This window comes from Rossellomorea aquimaris, from assembly GCF_020172085.1.
GTDB lineage: Bacteria > Bacillota > Bacilli > Bacillales > Bacillaceae_B > Rossellomorea > Rossellomorea aquimaris_E.
On the sequence record NZ_JAIVAT010000003.1, the window covers coordinates 374,919 to 390,521 of the forward strand.

The 15,603-nt window shown below is 43.8% G+C and carries 13 protein-coding genes; 12 read left to right on the forward strand and 1 reads right to left on the reverse strand.

The annotated features are described in order from the left end of the window. The first annotated feature begins 13 nt into the window (after positions 1 to 13). Positions 14 to 2,428 (forward strand): phenylalanine--tRNA ligase subunit beta, encoded by a 2,415-nt coding sequence (gene pheT / locus LCL96_RS02615; protein WP_224939925.1) that lies wholly within the window; start codon positions 14 to 16, stop codon positions 2,426 to 2,428. A 320-nt stretch (positions 2,429 to 2,748) separates the two neighbouring features. Here the strand turns inward: pheT and rnhC are convergent, their stop codons facing one another. Then, the gene (gene rnhC / locus LCL96_RS02620; protein ID WP_224939926.1) at positions 2,749 to 3,672 is read right to left on the reverse strand and encodes a ribonuclease HIII; all 924 of its coding nucleotides are present in this window, start codon (positions 3,670 to 3,672) and stop codon (positions 2,749 to 2,751) included. Between the two features lie 122 nt (positions 3,673 to 3,794). Between rnhC and zapA the strand changes: the two genes are divergently transcribed. The 11 genes from zapA (at position 3,795) to trxA (ending at position 15,307) form a co-directional block, all read left to right on the forward strand. Next, positions 3,795 to 4,055, forward strand: coding sequence for a cell division protein ZapA (gene zapA, locus LCL96_RS02625; protein ID WP_201716634.1), 261 nt, complete (start codon positions 3,795 to 3,797; stop codon positions 4,053 to 4,055). A gap of 7 nt (positions 4,056 to 4,062) precedes the next feature. Further along, positions 4,063 to 4,602 carry a CvpA family protein gene (locus LCL96_RS02630; RefSeq protein WP_224939927.1) on the forward strand — a complete coding sequence of 180 codons (540 nt, stop codon included), beginning with the start codon at positions 4,063 to 4,065 and terminating at the stop codon, positions 4,600 to 4,602. Positions 4,603 to 4,784: 182 nt separating this feature from the next. Beyond that, positions 4,785 to 6,494 (forward strand): DNA polymerase/3'-5' exonuclease PolX, encoded by a 1,710-nt coding sequence (polX, locus tag LCL96_RS02635; RefSeq protein ID WP_224939928.1) that lies wholly within the window; start codon positions 4,785 to 4,787, stop codon positions 6,492 to 6,494. A gap of 20 nt (positions 6,495 to 6,514) precedes the next feature. Then, a complete protein-coding gene (locus LCL96_RS02640; protein WP_224939929.1) occupies positions 6,515 to 8,869 on the forward strand; it encodes an endonuclease MutS2 in 2,355 nt (784 codons plus the stop codon). 28 nt (positions 8,870 to 8,897) lie between these two features. Next, positions 8,898 to 9,305, forward strand: a complete 408-nt coding sequence (locus LCL96_RS02645) for a DUF350 domain-containing protein (RefSeq protein WP_224939930.1) — start codon at positions 8,898 to 8,900, stop codon at positions 9,303 to 9,305. Between the two features lie 329 nt (positions 9,306 to 9,634). Next, on the forward strand, positions 9,635 to 11,332 hold the full coding sequence (locus LCL96_RS02650; protein WP_263628042.1) for a long-chain-fatty-acid--CoA ligase: 1,698 nt from the start codon (positions 9,635 to 9,637) through the stop codon (positions 11,330 to 11,332). 135 nt (positions 11,333 to 11,467) lie between these two features. After that, entirely contained in the window at positions 11,468 to 12,055 is a 588-nt protein-coding gene (locus LCL96_RS02655; RefSeq protein WP_224939931.1) for a TetR/AcrR family transcriptional regulator, read from the forward strand. 21 nt (positions 12,056 to 12,076) lie between these two features. Further along, positions 12,077 to 12,847 carry an enoyl-CoA hydratase gene (locus LCL96_RS02660; protein WP_224939932.1) on the forward strand — a complete coding sequence of 257 codons (771 nt, stop codon included), beginning with the start codon at positions 12,077 to 12,079 and terminating at the stop codon, positions 12,845 to 12,847. 133 nt (positions 12,848 to 12,980) lie between these two features. Continuing rightward, the gene (locus LCL96_RS02665) at positions 12,981 to 13,754 is read left to right on the forward strand and encodes an electron transfer flavoprotein subunit beta/FixA family protein (protein ID WP_224939933.1); all 774 of its coding nucleotides are present in this window, start codon (positions 12,981 to 12,983) and stop codon (positions 13,752 to 13,754) included. A 43-nt stretch (positions 13,755 to 13,797) separates the two neighbouring features. After that, positions 13,798 to 14,778 carry an electron transfer flavoprotein subunit alpha/FixB family protein gene (locus LCL96_RS02670; RefSeq protein WP_224939934.1) on the forward strand — a complete coding sequence of 327 codons (981 nt, stop codon included), beginning with the start codon at positions 13,798 to 13,800 and terminating at the stop codon, positions 14,776 to 14,778. Positions 14,779 to 14,992: 214 nt separating this feature from the next. Beyond that, on the forward strand, positions 14,993 to 15,307 hold the full coding sequence (gene trxA / locus LCL96_RS02675) for a thioredoxin (RefSeq protein WP_034757073.1): 315 nt from the start codon (positions 14,993 to 14,995) through the stop codon (positions 15,305 to 15,307). The last annotated feature ends 296 nt before the right edge of the window (positions 15,308 to 15,603 follow it).

Genomic DNA, 15,603 nt, shown 5'->3' on the forward strand with positions numbered 1-15,603 from the left:
GGAGGTACAACACATGTTTGTTTCATATAAATGGTTGGAAAATTACGTAGACTTATCAGGTGTCACACCTGAAGAGTTGGCAGAGAAAATTACAAGAAGCGGGATCGAAGTGGAAGGCGTTGAACGGATCGGCGAAGGTATCAAAAATGTGGTCGTCGGCCATGTCCTTCAATGTGAGCCACATCCTGATGCGGATAAATTAAATAAATGCCTGGTGGATGTCGGGGAAGAAGAACCTGTCCAAATCATTTGCGGGGCACCGAATGTAGCAAAAGGTCAGAAAGTGGCAGTTGCAAAAGTGGGAGCGGTCCTTCCTGGCAACTTCAAAATCAAAAAAGCCAAACTCCGCGGCGAAGCGTCACACGGGATGATCTGTTCCCTTCAAGAGCTTGGAGTCGAAGGGAAACTCGTACCGAAAGAGCATGCAGAAGGGATCTACGTATTCAGTGATGATGCAGAGGTCGGTCAGAATGCGGTTGAGTTATTGAACCTGGATGATGCCATTCTGGAACTTGGCTTAACGCCTAACCGTTCAGATTGCTTAAGTATGCTGGGTGTCGCATATGAAGTGGCAGCGATCCTGGATCGTGATGTGAAGCTTCCTGAAACGAACCTTTCAGAAGGTAACGAAAAAGCATCTGATTATGTGTCGGTAAACGTAGAGGCGATAGAGGATAACCCTCTATACGGCGCCAAAATCATTAAGAATGTCAAAATCGGCCCATCTCCACTATGGATGCAAAATTCGCTGATTTCAGCTGGAATCCGTCCTCATAACAATGTAGTAGACATCACAAACTACGTGCTATTGGAATATGGTCAACCGCTGCATGCCTTTGACTATGACCGCCTGGGTTCAAAGGAAATCCTGGTCCGTCGTGCCAAGGATGGAGAATCCTTCGTTACTCTGGATGACGCGGAAAGAACGTTAGCAAGCAGCCAGCTGGTCATCACCAACGGTACTGAGCCTGTTGCCCTTGCCGGAGTGATGGGGGGAGCGAATTCAGAAGTTCAAAACGATACGACGACCGTTCTTCTTGAAGCGGCTTACTTCACTGGTGCGATCGTAAGGGGAGCTTCGAAAGATCATGGACTGCGAAGCGAAGCAAGCACCCGTTATGAAAAAGGAGTGGACCCGAATCGTGTCCTAAGGGCTGGAGAAAGAGCGGCCGGGCTGATGGCTGAATATGCCGGAGGGGAAATTCTTGAAGGAACTGTATTAGTGAACGAAATGGATGTAGAACCAGTTAAAGTTGACATTACGTTAGATAAAATCAATTCTTCACTGGGGACAGCCATTACAGTTGAGACAGTGGAAGACATTTTCCGCAGGCTTCAATTTGATGTAGAGGTGAATGGCGAAACTTTCGTCGTAACAGCTCCTACAAGAAGAGGGGACATTACCATCCCAGAAGATTTACTTGAAGAAGTGGCACGCCTTTTCGGATATGACAATCTTCCATTGACCCTTCCAGAAGGAGAAGGGACGCCTGGCGGACTAACCAATCACCAGTTGAAACGCCGTACGGTACGCCGATATCTGGAGGGAGCGGGACTTCTGCAGGCTATCACTTATTCGTTGACAAATGATAAGAAAGCAACCCAATACGCACTGGACGTCAGAGAGCCTGTTCGTTTATTGATGCCAATGAGTGAAGAGCGCAGCAACCTTCGCCTAAGCATCATCCCTCAGCTTCTAGAAGTGGTTTCATATAACAAAGCACGACAAAACGATTCTCTTGCCTTTTATGAAGTCGGATCCGTTTTCTTATCTGAAACTGGTGAAGAACTACCACAGGAAGAAGAACATATTGCAGGAGCTTTAACTGGGCTTTGGCATCAACACGCTTGGCAGGGTGAGAAAAAGCCGGTTGACTTCTACGTTGCAAAAGGAATCCTTGAAGGGATGTTTGAAGAAATCGGTGTTTCTAAAGCCGTCACGTACCGTCAGGCAACGGTAGACGGCATGCATCCAGGTCGCACCGCTGAAATTCTTTTGGATAACGAAGTGATCGGTTTCGTTGGAGCCATCCATCCGGAAGCGGAAAAGGAATTGGATTTGAACGAAACCTATGTGTTCGAACTGAAAGCTTCACCTGTTTTCCATTATGAGAAACCGGCATTAAGTTATACGCCGATCCCTCGTCACCCATCCATCACAAGAGATATCGCCCTTGTTGTGGATGTGAAGGTGAAAGCAGGAGAATTAGAATCCATCATTAAAGAAGCGGGAGGAAAGCTTCTGAAAGAAGTATCCGTCTTCGACCTTTACGAAGGAGAGCATATGGAAGCGGGCAAAAAATCCCTTGCATTCTCCCTTAAATACTTCGATCCGGCCAAAACATTGACGGATGAAGAAGTAGTGAAAGTCCATGATGGAGTCCTTGCTGCAGTAAGGGAAAAAGCAGGTGCGGAGTTAAGAGGATAATATTGAAGAGAGGTGTCAGACATTTGGTCTGGCATCTTTTTTTGTATGTTTGCCTGTTGAAAAATAGCGGTAGTTTGACAGGAGAAATAGGCCTGGAATTCAGCAGGTGAAATACGTCTGATATTTAACAGGTGAAAAAATCGTTACATTTACCGGTTAAAATCTCTCCTGAATTCACCTGCTGAATAAACAGGAATATTCATCTGCTGAAACTCATGAAAAATCAGCAGTTGAACTTCATCCATACTACAGAGCTAAACCAAATCCATCGCCCCATCACAAACAAAAAAGCCCCACCGCTAAAACCGGTGGGGCCAACCTTATTTCCTCGCTAATTTCATCGCCTTCTCGCTATTCGCAAAATGCCATTTGGTCATAGATTTTAATTCCTCGATCCCTTTTCGCTTGATGATCTTGGCCGCGGCGACATCCACGTGTTTTCCAGCGCCCTTTGGTATTTCGACGCCTGCTTTTGCACTCAGCTTGTCCATTTCTAACAAGAAAGCGTAGCGGGCTATGATCGAGGCCGCTGCAACAGCAAGATGGATGCTTTCGCCTTTTGTGCTGAAGTAGACTTTGTCCTTTTGGACTTTTTGTTGAGCAGACACGTGTTTGAAGTATGTATTTTTTTCTACGAACTGATCGATTAAGATGCCCTCGGGCTGTTCGGGAGACATCTTTTCTAATAGGTTCAGGATGGCTTTGTTGTGCAGGAGTGCTTTCATCTTCCCCTGTGTCATTCCCTTTGCCTGCATTTCATTGTATTTCGGGTTGTGAAGGATCAGCAAAGAATATGGGATGGTCGAGATGAGATCCTTGGCTATGCTGATGATTTGAGAGTCGGATAAGTTTTTTGAATCCTTAACCCCGAGTTCTTTCATGAGTGGGATATGCTCTTTCTTTACGTAAGCACTGACCACAGTGATCGGACCGAAGAAGTCTCCTGTACCCACTTCATCTGAACCGATGACAGACCATTCAGCGAAATGATCTGGTAGAGACGTCGTTCCTTTGGAAGGGGATTTCACCTTTGTGGGCTTGCTGCTTCCCCATTGACTTGCCTCTCCTTCTCCATTTGCACCTTGAAACAATACTTTCCCGGATTTATAGGCGGTGATCGTGCAGCCTGATGGCTTTGCAACAAATACGGCACCAGGCGGCAACTTGTCCGTTAAGACCCTTTTGTAATGGTCTTTCATTTTGTCTATCGTTTGCTTATTGGTTTGTATGACGGTATTGGCCACGTTTCTCTCTCCTTATGACAATAAAATAAAAATTGTGAGCTATTATGACAAATTCCTTCCAAAATCAAAAAGTTTCATGGTATGATTATGTGTAGGATTCTTATGAATGGGGGGCTTTCAGGTTGTCTGAAGAACAAAAAAATCGTACCACTGTAGACATATATGGGCAACAATATACGATTGTCGGCACTGAATCAACTAGTCAAATCCGATTCGTTTGTTCGAAAGTGGATGACAAAATGAGAGAAATCAACTCCATGAATCCGTCTCTCGACACAAGCAGACTTGCGGTTTTGACTGCGGTGAATGCCGTGAATGATTATCTCAAGCTTCAAGAAAAATTTGAAGAGCTTGAACGGGAAATTAAACGATTAAAGGATTGAAAAAAAGATGCTGGACTTAGCTTTGTTGGTCATCCTGGTGATAGGGTTTTTTATAGGTTTAAAGCGTGGATTCATTTTGCAGGTCATCCACATATTCGGATTTATCGTTTCTTTCATTGTAGCATACATATATTATGATCAGCTTGCTCCTAAGTTGACTTTGTGGATTCCTTATCCGGTATTGGACGAGCAATCCACGCTGAATATGATTTTCGAATCGACCCACTTGGATCAGGCATATTACCGGGTAATCGCGTTTGCGATGATTTTCTTTGCGACCCGTATTATACTGCAAATTATTGGATCGATGCTCGACTTTGTCGCCCATCTACCCCTTTTAAAGCAGCTGAATGTACTTGGTGGTGGGATATTAGGCTTTATTGAAGCATACTTGATGATTTTCATTCTATTATATATTGCTGTATTATTGCCGATCGAGTCGGTTCAATCACTCATCAATCACTCGTTTATAGCGCAGGCGATGGTGAAACATACTCCTGTTTTCTCCGATATGGTTAAATCATGGTGGATTGAATATGTAGCCTAAAAAAGGGCTGACTATAAGTATGCAACGCAAATTCGTAAGGGGTACCTTAACGGATGTTCATCTTATAAGTCAGTCTTTTTTCTTTTTATATCAATTTTGCTACTATTATAGGTGGAGTCGTTTTTAAATATGTAACGAACGAATGGTCCTATTCATTAATTCTAAGATAGTGGGTGAATCTTTTGAATAAAAAAGATATTATAAAATTATTAGAGCAAATCGCCATATATATGGAATTGAAAGGTGAAAATTCATTTAAAACGTCGGCCTACCGGAAAGCGGCAGCGGCCCTTGAGAATGATGACCGTAGCTTACAGGAAATCAGTGACTTCACAAAGCTCCCGGGAATCGGCAAAGGGACGGCCGGGGTGATAGAAGAATACATAAACGAAGGAACGTCTTCGGTTCTTGAAGCATTGAAAGAAGAGGTTCCGAAAGGCCTGATCCCTCTTTTGCAATTACCGGGGCTTGGCGGAAAGAAAATCGCGAAGCTATATAGTGAGCTTGGAGTCGAAAACATAGAAGATTTAGAAGAAGTGTGTAAAGAGAGCAAAGTACAGTCACTTGCAGGTTTCGGGAAAAAAACAGAAGAAAAGATTTTAGCAGCCATCGAGCAGGTTGGGAAAAGGCCTGACCGTCTTCCGATCGGCTTTATGATGGGGATTGCGGAAGAGATTGAAGGTTATCTTGCTGAAATCGACAGTATCCATACCTATTCGAGGGCCGGAAGCTTAAGAAGGATGAGGGAAACCATTAAGGATCTTGATTTTATTCTGTCAACAGAACACCCTCATAAAGTGAAAGAGGAACTGCTTAAATTGCCGAATATCGTTGAAACCATTGCGGCAGGGGATACGAAAGTTTCATTGACCCTTTCGTACCAATGGGACGTAAGCATTGATTTTCGGATCGTACAACCGGAAGAATTTGCGACGACCCTTCACCATTTTACCGGATCAAAAGACCATAATGTCCGTATGCGTCAGCTCGCGAAAGAACGTGGAGAGAAAATCAGTGAGTATGGTGTGGAAAATAGTGAAACAGGGGAAGTGACAACTTTTAAAACCGAAGAAGAATTTTACCATCACTTTAACCTTCCTCTGATTCCTCCAGAACTGAGAGAGGATGGAAGAGAAGTGGAAAAGTTCAGTAAGGACTATCCGCTGCTTACCTTAGAGGATATTAAGGGAGATCTTCACATGCACTCTACTTGGTCCGACGGTGCCTACTCCATTGAAGAGATGGTGGAAGCGTGCCGCGCCAAAGGATACCGGTATATGGCCATCACAGATCATTCCCAGTATCTTCGCGTGGCGAACGGACTTACAACAGAACGATTATTGAAGCAAATCGAGGAAATAAAAGAAATCAATGAGAAGTATGATGATATAGAAGTGCTGTCAGGTATCGAGATGGACATCCTTCCTGACGCTACCCTGGACTATGATGACGACATCCTTGAGAAGGTGGATCTGGTGATCGCCTCGATTCATTCGAGCTTTTCACAGCCCCGGGGGAAAATCATGGAGAGACTCTCTACAGCCTTGGAAAGTGCCCATGTGGACATCATCGCTCACCCGACTGGCCGTATCATTGGCAGACGGGAAGGGTATGACGTCGATATGGATCTTCTTATCCAGCTGGCGAAAGAAACCGGAACGGCACTTGAGTTGAATGCAAATCCAAATCGTCTCGATCTGTCTGCTGACAACATCCGAAAAGCACAGGAACAAGGTGTGAAGCTCGTAATCAACACCGATGCTCACAGTATCGATCACCTGGAATTTATGGAAGTCGGTGTCGGGACGGCCCGTAAAGGATGGATCAAGAAAGACACGGTCATCAATACGTGGGATACCAATGAGTTATTACAATTTATAAAGCGAAACTGATAAAAGGTGGAATACATTCCGTGAATTCTAAAGTATTAAAGACATTAGAGTTTGATAAAATCAAAGAACTATTAAAGCAATTCGCCGCTTCTGCGCTGGGGCATGCAAGGGTAGCTTCCCTTATGCCGTCTGTCGATTATGAAGAGATTACAGCTCTTCATGAAGAGACGGATGAAGCGATGACGATTCTGCGCTTAAAGGGTCATGCACCATTAGGCGGGATATTCGATATACGTCCTCACGTAAAGCGAGCTCAAATAGGCGGTATGCTTTCCCCTTCTGAATTCGTCCAGGTGGCGAGTACGATTCGGGCAAGCAGGAAACTGACCCTTTTTGTAGAAGAACTGTTGGAGGAAGAAGTGGATATTCCTCTGTTGCAAGAGAAAATGGGAACGGTCATTCCGTTGCCACAACTTGAACAGGAAATACGTAAAGTGGTGGATGATAACGGAGAAATCCTGGATTCAGCCAGTGAGACCCTTCGTACGATCCGGACGCAGCTCCGGGCCAATGAAGGACGGATCAGAGAGAAGCTTGAAAGGATGATCCGTTCTTCGAATGCTCAAAAAATGTTATCCGATGCCATCATCACCATCCGGAATGACCGGTACGTTATACCGGTCAAACAGGAGTACCGGGGACAATATGGCGGGATCATCCATGATCAGTCTTCTTCAGGTCAGACATTATTCATCGAGCCTGAAGCGATTGTTCAGCTGAATAACCAATTGCGTGAGTTCCGGTTGAAGGAACAAACGGAAATCGAAAAGATTCTACAGGAACTCTCTGAACATGTTCAGGAGTCTGGAGAAGAACTGCTACTGATTGTCAACGTCCTGTCAGACGTGGATTTCATGTTTACAAAAGCGAAATTCGGACGGTCGATCAAGGGATCAAAACCGACGATCAATAATGAACGCCGTGTGAAGCTGAATAAAGCACGACATCCCCTTCTCCCTATCGAGGAGGCGGTGGCAAATGATATCGAACTTGGACATGAGTTTTCTTCCATCGTGATTACCGGTCCGAATACCGGTGGTAAAACCGTTACCCTTAAGACACTGGGTTTAACAAGCCTTATGGCTCAGGCAGGACTTCCGATTCCTGCACTCGATGGATCGGAAGTCGGCGTATTCCGGACCATCTATGCCGATATCGGGGATGAGCAATCGATTGAACAAAGCTTGAGTACCTTCTCTTCCCATATGGTCAACATCGTCGACATCCTGAAAAAGGTCGATCATGATAGTCTTGTGCTGTTCGATGAATTGGGAGCAGGGACCGATCCTCAAGAAGGGGCGGCATTAGCCATTTCCATTCTTGATGAAGTCCATGGTACAGGGGCAAGAGTCGTCGCGACCACCCATTACCCCGAATTGAAGGCGTATGGCTACAATCGGGACGGCGTCGTGAATGCAAGTGTGGAATTCGATGTGGAAACATTAAGTCCAACCTATAAGCTCCTGCTTGGGGTCCCGGGAAGAAGTAATGCCTTTGACATTTCCAAGCGTCTTGGATTGTCCGATGGGGTCATCCAACGTGCAAAGTCCCATATTGGCACAGATAGTAAAGAAGTCGAGAATATGATTGCCTCGCTAGAAGACAGCAGACGTCAGGGTGAACGCGAGCTTGAGGAAGCCCATGAGCTGCTGAGGCAGGCAGAGAAGATGCATAAAGATATGCAGAAGCAAATGATGGAGTATTACGAGAAGAAAGATACACTCTACGAAAAGGCACAGCAAAAAGCCAGTGAAGTCGTTGAAAAGGCGAAGGCGGAAGCTGAGCAGGTGATCAAGGATTTACGGAAAATGCAGCAGGAAAAGTCGGCTCAGATCAAAGAACATGAATTGATCCAGGCGAAAAAGCAGCTTGAGGATGCAACACCTAAGCTAAAAACGGGTCAAAAGAAGAAAACCTCTCAAGTGAAACACGAATTGAAGCCCGGCGATGAAGTCAAGGTGTTAAGCTTTGATCAAAAAGGTCATTTGGTCGAAAGGGTGTCTGCGAAGGAATGGCAGGTTCAGATGGGTATCATGAAGATGAAAGTGAAGGAGTCCGACCTTGAATTCATCCAATCCCAGCAAAAGGTGGAAACCAAACCTCTTGCAACAGTGAAAGGGAAAGATTTTCATGTCAGCCTCGAACTTGATTTGCGCGGCGAGCGTTTTGAAAATGCCTTATCAAGAGTAGAAAAATACATCGATGACGCCTTGCTTGCAGGATACCCACGCGTTTCCATTATCCATGGAAAAGGGACGGGGGCATTAAGACAGGGAGTGCAGGAGTATTTGAAAAATCACCGTTCAGTGAAAAATATCCGTTTCGGTGATGCAGGTGAAGGTGGAACGGGCGTAACGGTCGTACAATTCAAGTAAATGAAAACGGAATAAAGGGAGCTTTACAATGGAGAACTTTTGGGAAAATGAATTTGTTCAAACGGCGGGGAATTATAGTGTGGTCATCCTTTGCCTGGTATTGTTCTTATCGATATTTGAACTGGTGACTAAATATCGAAATTGGGAGGAAATCAAAAAAGGGAATTTAGCTGTTGCGATGGCAACAGGCGGGAAGATATTTGGGATAGCCAATATTTTCCGCCATTCCATCAGTCATAATGATACCATCCTGACGACCATTGGATGGGGTGTGTTTGGCTTTGTTCTCTTGTTGATCGGATATTTCATATATGAATTTCTGACGCCAAAATTTAGAATCGATGAAGAAATTGAAAATGATAACCGGGCAGTAGGTTTCATCTCACTGGTCATTTCAGTTGGATTATCCTATGTTATAGGAGCCGGTATATCGTAAGGAGAGGGAAAATGGAAACATTGGCAAAGGTTCTGCTCACTTTGTGCGGACTGTTCATTGTGGTCGGGATCATCTATATGCTATTCTTTACCTGACTAAAATGGGCAGAGAGATAAAACAATCCCAAAATAATAATATTGTACAAACAGACTGTCATATGGTGGATTAGGCAGTCTTTTTTCTTTTTATGAAACGTCTACAAGGAAGGTCAAGCCTTTCGGATAGGAAGAAAGTATGGTCGACATTTATTTCAAATTGTAACTGAAGTCCCCTTATATTATAATAATGAATAGAAGAAATTTTCAAAAAATTGATAAGGAGGGATTACAATGAATAAACCATGGCTTGCTGAATATCCGTCAGAAATTCCGAAGGAGCTCGATCTTGTCGAGAAACCGTTACAGTCCTATTTGACTGAAGCCGCTTCTCTTTATGGAGAGAAAGCCGCGATTCATTTCATGGGGAAAGAAATGAGCTATAGCCAACTGTATGAATCAGCTCTCAAATTCGCCAACTACCTTAAAACACTAGGGATCAACAAAGGTGATCGGGTCGCCATCATGCTTCCGAATACCCCTCAATCTGTCATTGCCTATTATGGCATTTTATTTGCAGGTGGAGTGGTGGTACAAACCAATCCTTTGTATATGGAGAGAGAAATTGAATATCAAATGAAAGATTCCGGTGCCAAGGTGATACTTACATTAGACATCCTCTATCCAAGAGTATCGAAAGTCATGAAAAACACCGACCTTGAGCATATTGTTGTAACCGCTATCAAAGATTACCTGCCTTTTCCGAAGAATCTCATATACCCATTTATCCAGAAGAAGCAATATGGTATCGTCGTGAAAGTAGATCATTCTGGTCAGAATCACTTATTCACGGAAATCATGAAAACGGCGGAGCCTGAAGTGATTCCAGAAGAAGGATTCGATTTTGAAAATGACCTTGCCCTGCTTCAATACACAGGCGGCACCACAGGCTTCCCTAAAGGCGTCATGCTGACCCATAAGAATCTTGTAGCGAATGCATCCATGTGTGATGCCTGGCTTTACAAGTGTAAAAAAGGGGAAGAAAAGATGCTCGGGATCCTGCCTTTCTTTCATGTGTATGGGATGACTGCCGTACTGATTCTGTCTGTCATGCAGGGATATAAGATGATCCTGCTTCCTAAGTTTGATCCTGAAACAACCTTGAAAACGATACAGAAGCTAAAACCAACTTTATTCCCGGGAGCCCCAACGATCTACATTGGCCTCCTGAATCATCCGGAATTAAAGAATTACGATCTGTCATCCATTGATTCATGTCTAAGTGGAAGTGCACCATTACCAGTGGAAGTACAGCAACAATTCGAGGAAGTCACAGGTGGGAAGCTCGTGGAAGGATACGGATTAACTGAATCGTCACCTGTCACTCACTCCAACTTTCTTTGGGATAAGGTGAGAATAAAGGGAAGCATAGGCGTACCTTGGCCGAGTACAGAAAGCGCAGTATTTTCTTTGGAAACGGGAGAACCACTGCCACCAAATGAAATCGGCGAAATCGTCGTCAGAGGTCCACAGGTGATGAAAGGGTACTGGAACCGTCCCGAGGAAACGGAACAAACGTTAAAGGACGGCTGGCTGTTAACGGGAGATTTAGGGTATATGGATGAAAAGGGTTATTTCTATGTAGTAGACCGCAAGAAAGATATGATCATTGCTGGTGGCTTTAATATTTATCCACGTGAGATCGAAGAAGTGCTATATGAACATCCTGCCATTCAAGAGGTTGTCGCAGCAGGGGTTCCTGATGCCTATAGAGGTGAAACCGTCAAGGCATATGTTGTGTTGAAAGAAGGAGAATCCCTCACAGAGGAAGAACTCAACGAATACTCTCGTAAATACTTGGCCGCGTATAAGGTACCGAGAATATACGAATTCCGGAAAGAACTGCCTAAAACAGCTGTCGGGAAGATTCTGCGAAGAACCCTGGTAGAAGAAGAGCGGCAAAAGGTTGAAAACGAACAAAAAACAAGTTAACCTGAATTTCATTGAGCTTTATCCTTTTGACTCTGAATGGGACAAGGATCGATTCTTGACATTCGGTGCGAAACCTTTTATTATTGAAATATGAATGAATGGTCATTCATATTTTGTTAAGGCAGGTCAAAACTTATGAAACGAAATAAACCTAAATACATGCAAATTATCGATGCAGCTGTTATTGTTATAGCAGAAAATGGCTACCATCAGGCACAGGTCTCAAAGATTGCTAAACAGGCGGGTGTCGCAGATGGGACTATTTACCTTTATTTTAAAAACAAAGAAGATATCCTGATATCATTATTCAAGGAAAAAATGGTTCTCTTTGTCGAAAAAATCGAGGAAGTTATTGCAGGAAAACAGACAGTTTCAGAGAAATTATTAGTGATGATTGAAAATCACTGTAGGATTCTGTCGGATGATCATCATCTCGCTATTGTCACTCAACTGGAGCTCAGGCAATCGAATAAGGATATCCGTATGAAAATCAATGATGTACTAAAAGGCTATCTTGAATTAGTCGATAAAATCCTGATCAGCGGAATTGAATCAGGTGAGTTTTCAAGTGATCTCAATGTTCGTCTGGCCCGCCAAATGATCTTTGGCACTCTGGATGAAATGGCGACAACTTGGGTGATGAACGATCAGAAATATGATTTAGTCGATCAAGTCCCTGCTATTCACAAGCTATTGCTTCATGGCTGTGGAGGCGCGAACTAAATTAGTTTAGGAGGATATGAAATGGAAAGTTTATCATGGTCATTAGAAGGAAAGGTTGCAACAATTCTTATTCAAAGACCTCCTGCTAATGCATTAGCCAGTGGACTCATCAAGGAAATCGATGCCGTTCTTGATGAACTCGAGACGAATTCTGATGTACGGGTGATCTTACTGAAAGGTGAGGGACGCTTCTTCTCAGCAGGCGCAGACATCAAAGAATTCACAACGATTGAAAGTGGAGAAGAATTCTCTAAGCTTGCCAAAAAGGGCCAGGACGTGTTCGAGCGGATGGAGAATTTCCCGAAACCGATCATTGCAGCGATTCATGGAGCCGCTTTAGGCGGTGGATTGGAACTTGCCATGGGCGCTCACATCCGATTGGTCAGTGAAAATGCCAAGCTTGGATTACCTGAACTGCAATTAGGACTGGTTCCAGGATTTGCAGGTTCACAGCGCCTTCCGAAACTGGTTGGACGAGCGAAGGCGGCAGAAATGCTGCTGACGAGTGAACCAATCAGTGGGACAGAAGCTGTACAATGGGGACTCGCCAATAAAGCTTACCCTGAAGATCAGCTTTTTGATAAAGCAAAGGATATGGCTGATAAGATTGCGAAGAAGAGCCCGGCTGCCATGAAGGCTGCTATTGATCTGTTAAGCTATACGAAAGATGACCGTTTCTATGAAGGCGTAAAGAAAGAATCGGATCTATTCGGTGAAGTATTCGTATCCGCTGATGCCAAAGAGGGTATTTCAGCGTTCATTGAAAAGAGAGAACCACACTTTAAAGGCTAGAATACATTCTAGTAATATAGTAAACTCTTATTGAGGGGCAGTATTGAATAACAATGCTGCCCATTCAAAGGGGTTAAATTGTCGAAATCTTTTTAAGGGAAAGAATGTTTACATTATTAGGAGGGACTTACGAATGAACATCTATGTACTTTTGAAAAGAACGTTTGATACTGAGGAGAAAATTTCGATCCAAAACGGTCAAATTGCCGAAGACGGAGCTGAATTTATCATAAATCCTTACGATGAATATGCAGTCGAAGAAGCCATTCAAGTCCGCGATGCACACGGCGGGGAAGTAACTGTCGTGACGGTCGGTGGAGAAGAAAGCGAAAAGCAATTGAGAACGGCTTTAGCCATGGGTGCTGATAAAGCAGTTCTGATCAATACAGAAGATGACCTTGATCATGGAGATCAGTTCACGACAGCGAAAATTCTTTCTCACTATTTAAAAGAGCAGGAAGTAGACTTGATCCTTGCAGGTAATGTTGCCATCGACGGTGGATCTGGACAAGTCGGACCACGTGTTGCAGAGCAACTTGATATTCCTTATGTGACAACGATCACAAAACTGGAAATCGACGGTGAAACAGTAACGGTTACGCGTGACGTAGAAGGGGATTCAGAAGTCATTGAAACTTCTCTTCCACTATTGGTGACGGCTCAACAAGGATTGAACGAACCTCGCTATCCATCCCTTCCAGGAATCATGAAGGCAAAGAAAAAGCCTTTGGATGAATTGGAATTGGATGATATCGATTTAGACGAAGATGATGTAGAAGCGAAGACCAAAACAATTGAAATTTATCTTCCACCGAAGAAGGAAGCCGGTAAAGTATTAGAAGGCGAATTGGATGCTCAAGTATCAGAGCTTGTTTCACTTCTTCGCAACGAAGCGAAAGTCATATAAGGCGGAATCACAGTAATAACTAACATTCAGGGGGTAATTTAACATGGCGAGAAAAGTATTAGTACTTGGAGAAGTTCGAGACGGATCATTACGTAATGTTTCCTTTGAAGCGATTGCGGCAGGTAAAACAGTATCTGAAGGCGGAGAAGTCGTTGGCGTTCTTATTGGCAAAAGTGTAAGCGCTTTAGGTGAAGAGATGATTCAATATGGTGCGGACAAAGTAGTAGTCGTGGAAGATGATAAGCTGGAACAATATACATCTGACGGTTATTCACAAGCGATCCTTTCTGTCATTAATGAAGAGAAGCCAGAAGGAATCATTTTCGGTCATACAGCACTAGGAAAAGACCTGTCTCCTAAAGTAGCAAGTAAACTTAGCACAGGATTGATTTCCGATGCAACGGACCTTGAGGAAGCAGGCGGTAACCTTGTTTTCACAAGACCTATTTATTCAGGAAAAGCGTTTGAAAAGAAAATCGTCACTGACGGAGTGATTTTCGCGACGGTCCGTCCGAATAACATCGAGCCTCTGGCGAAAGATGAGTCTCGCTCGGGTGAGGTTACGTCCCTTTCAGTGGATATCAAGGATTTACGCACTATCATTAAAGAAGTCGTACGCAAAGCAAGTGAAGGGGTGGACCTTTCAGAAGCGAAAGTCATCATCGCCGGCGGACGCGGAGTGAAGAGCGAAGACGGATTCAATCCTCTTAAGGAACTTGCAGATGTTCTTGGAGGAGCTGTCGGGGCATCGCGTGGAGCGTGTGACGCAGACTACTGTGATTATTCATTACAGATCGGTCAAACCGGGAAAGTCGTAACGCCTGACCTGTATATTGCATGTGGTATCTCTGGTGCTATCCAGCATTTAGCCGGTATGTCAAACTCTAAGGTCATCGTGGCCATCAATAAGGATCCTGAAGCCAATATCTTTAACGTTGCTGATTACGGCATCGTCGGGGACCTGTTCGAAGTGGTACCGATGTTAACGGAAGAGTTCAAGAAACTAAAAGTATCCTCTTCTTAATCTGTTCCTATGTTTATAGGAACGATTATCGGGTAAAAGAATAATATGGATTATAAATAGGGACGTAGCTGAATCACGGGCTGCGCCTTATTTTTTCTTCCCGAGTATATTCCGTTTTCAAACGGGAATATTACCTACGAGCAGAAATATAGCATCCATAAAAAAACGGTGATATACTTACGTTACATTCAAAGATTTTAGGAGGCGCATATATATGGCTATTACACATGCTACTGATCAATCATTCACAACTGATACAAACTCTGGACTGGTACTTGCAGATTTCTGGGCACCTTGGTGTGGACCTTGTAAAATGATCGCTCCAGTACTAGAAGAGCTTGATAGTGAAATGGGCGACAAAGTGAAAATCGTTAAAGTTGACGTTGATGAAAACCAGGAAACAGCAGGGAAATACGGGGTTATGAGTATCCCAACTTTGGTTGTCCTTAAAGACGGCGAAGTTGTAGACAAAGTAATCGGTTTCCAACCTAAGGAAGCACTTGCTGAATTATTAAACAAACACGTATAAGAAGATACACAAAAACACCGGGCTGGTTAGTCAGCTCCGGTGTTTTTTTTGTTTCGATTAGAATGAGGAAATGGTTATGGTGGGGCTGTGGTAGTGTTGTTCACAATTTGGCACAATAAATTGTGGAAGTGGCCCAATAAACTGTTGGAGTGGCTCAATAACTGCTGAAAGTGGCCCAATAAACCTTGGAAGTGGCTCAATAAAAGGAAATAATCTTAGAATCTAACTGAAAATACCCATGAATTCCTCGATTCTCTCCCATTCAACTTACATTATTGACGTCATTCCTTTAAATC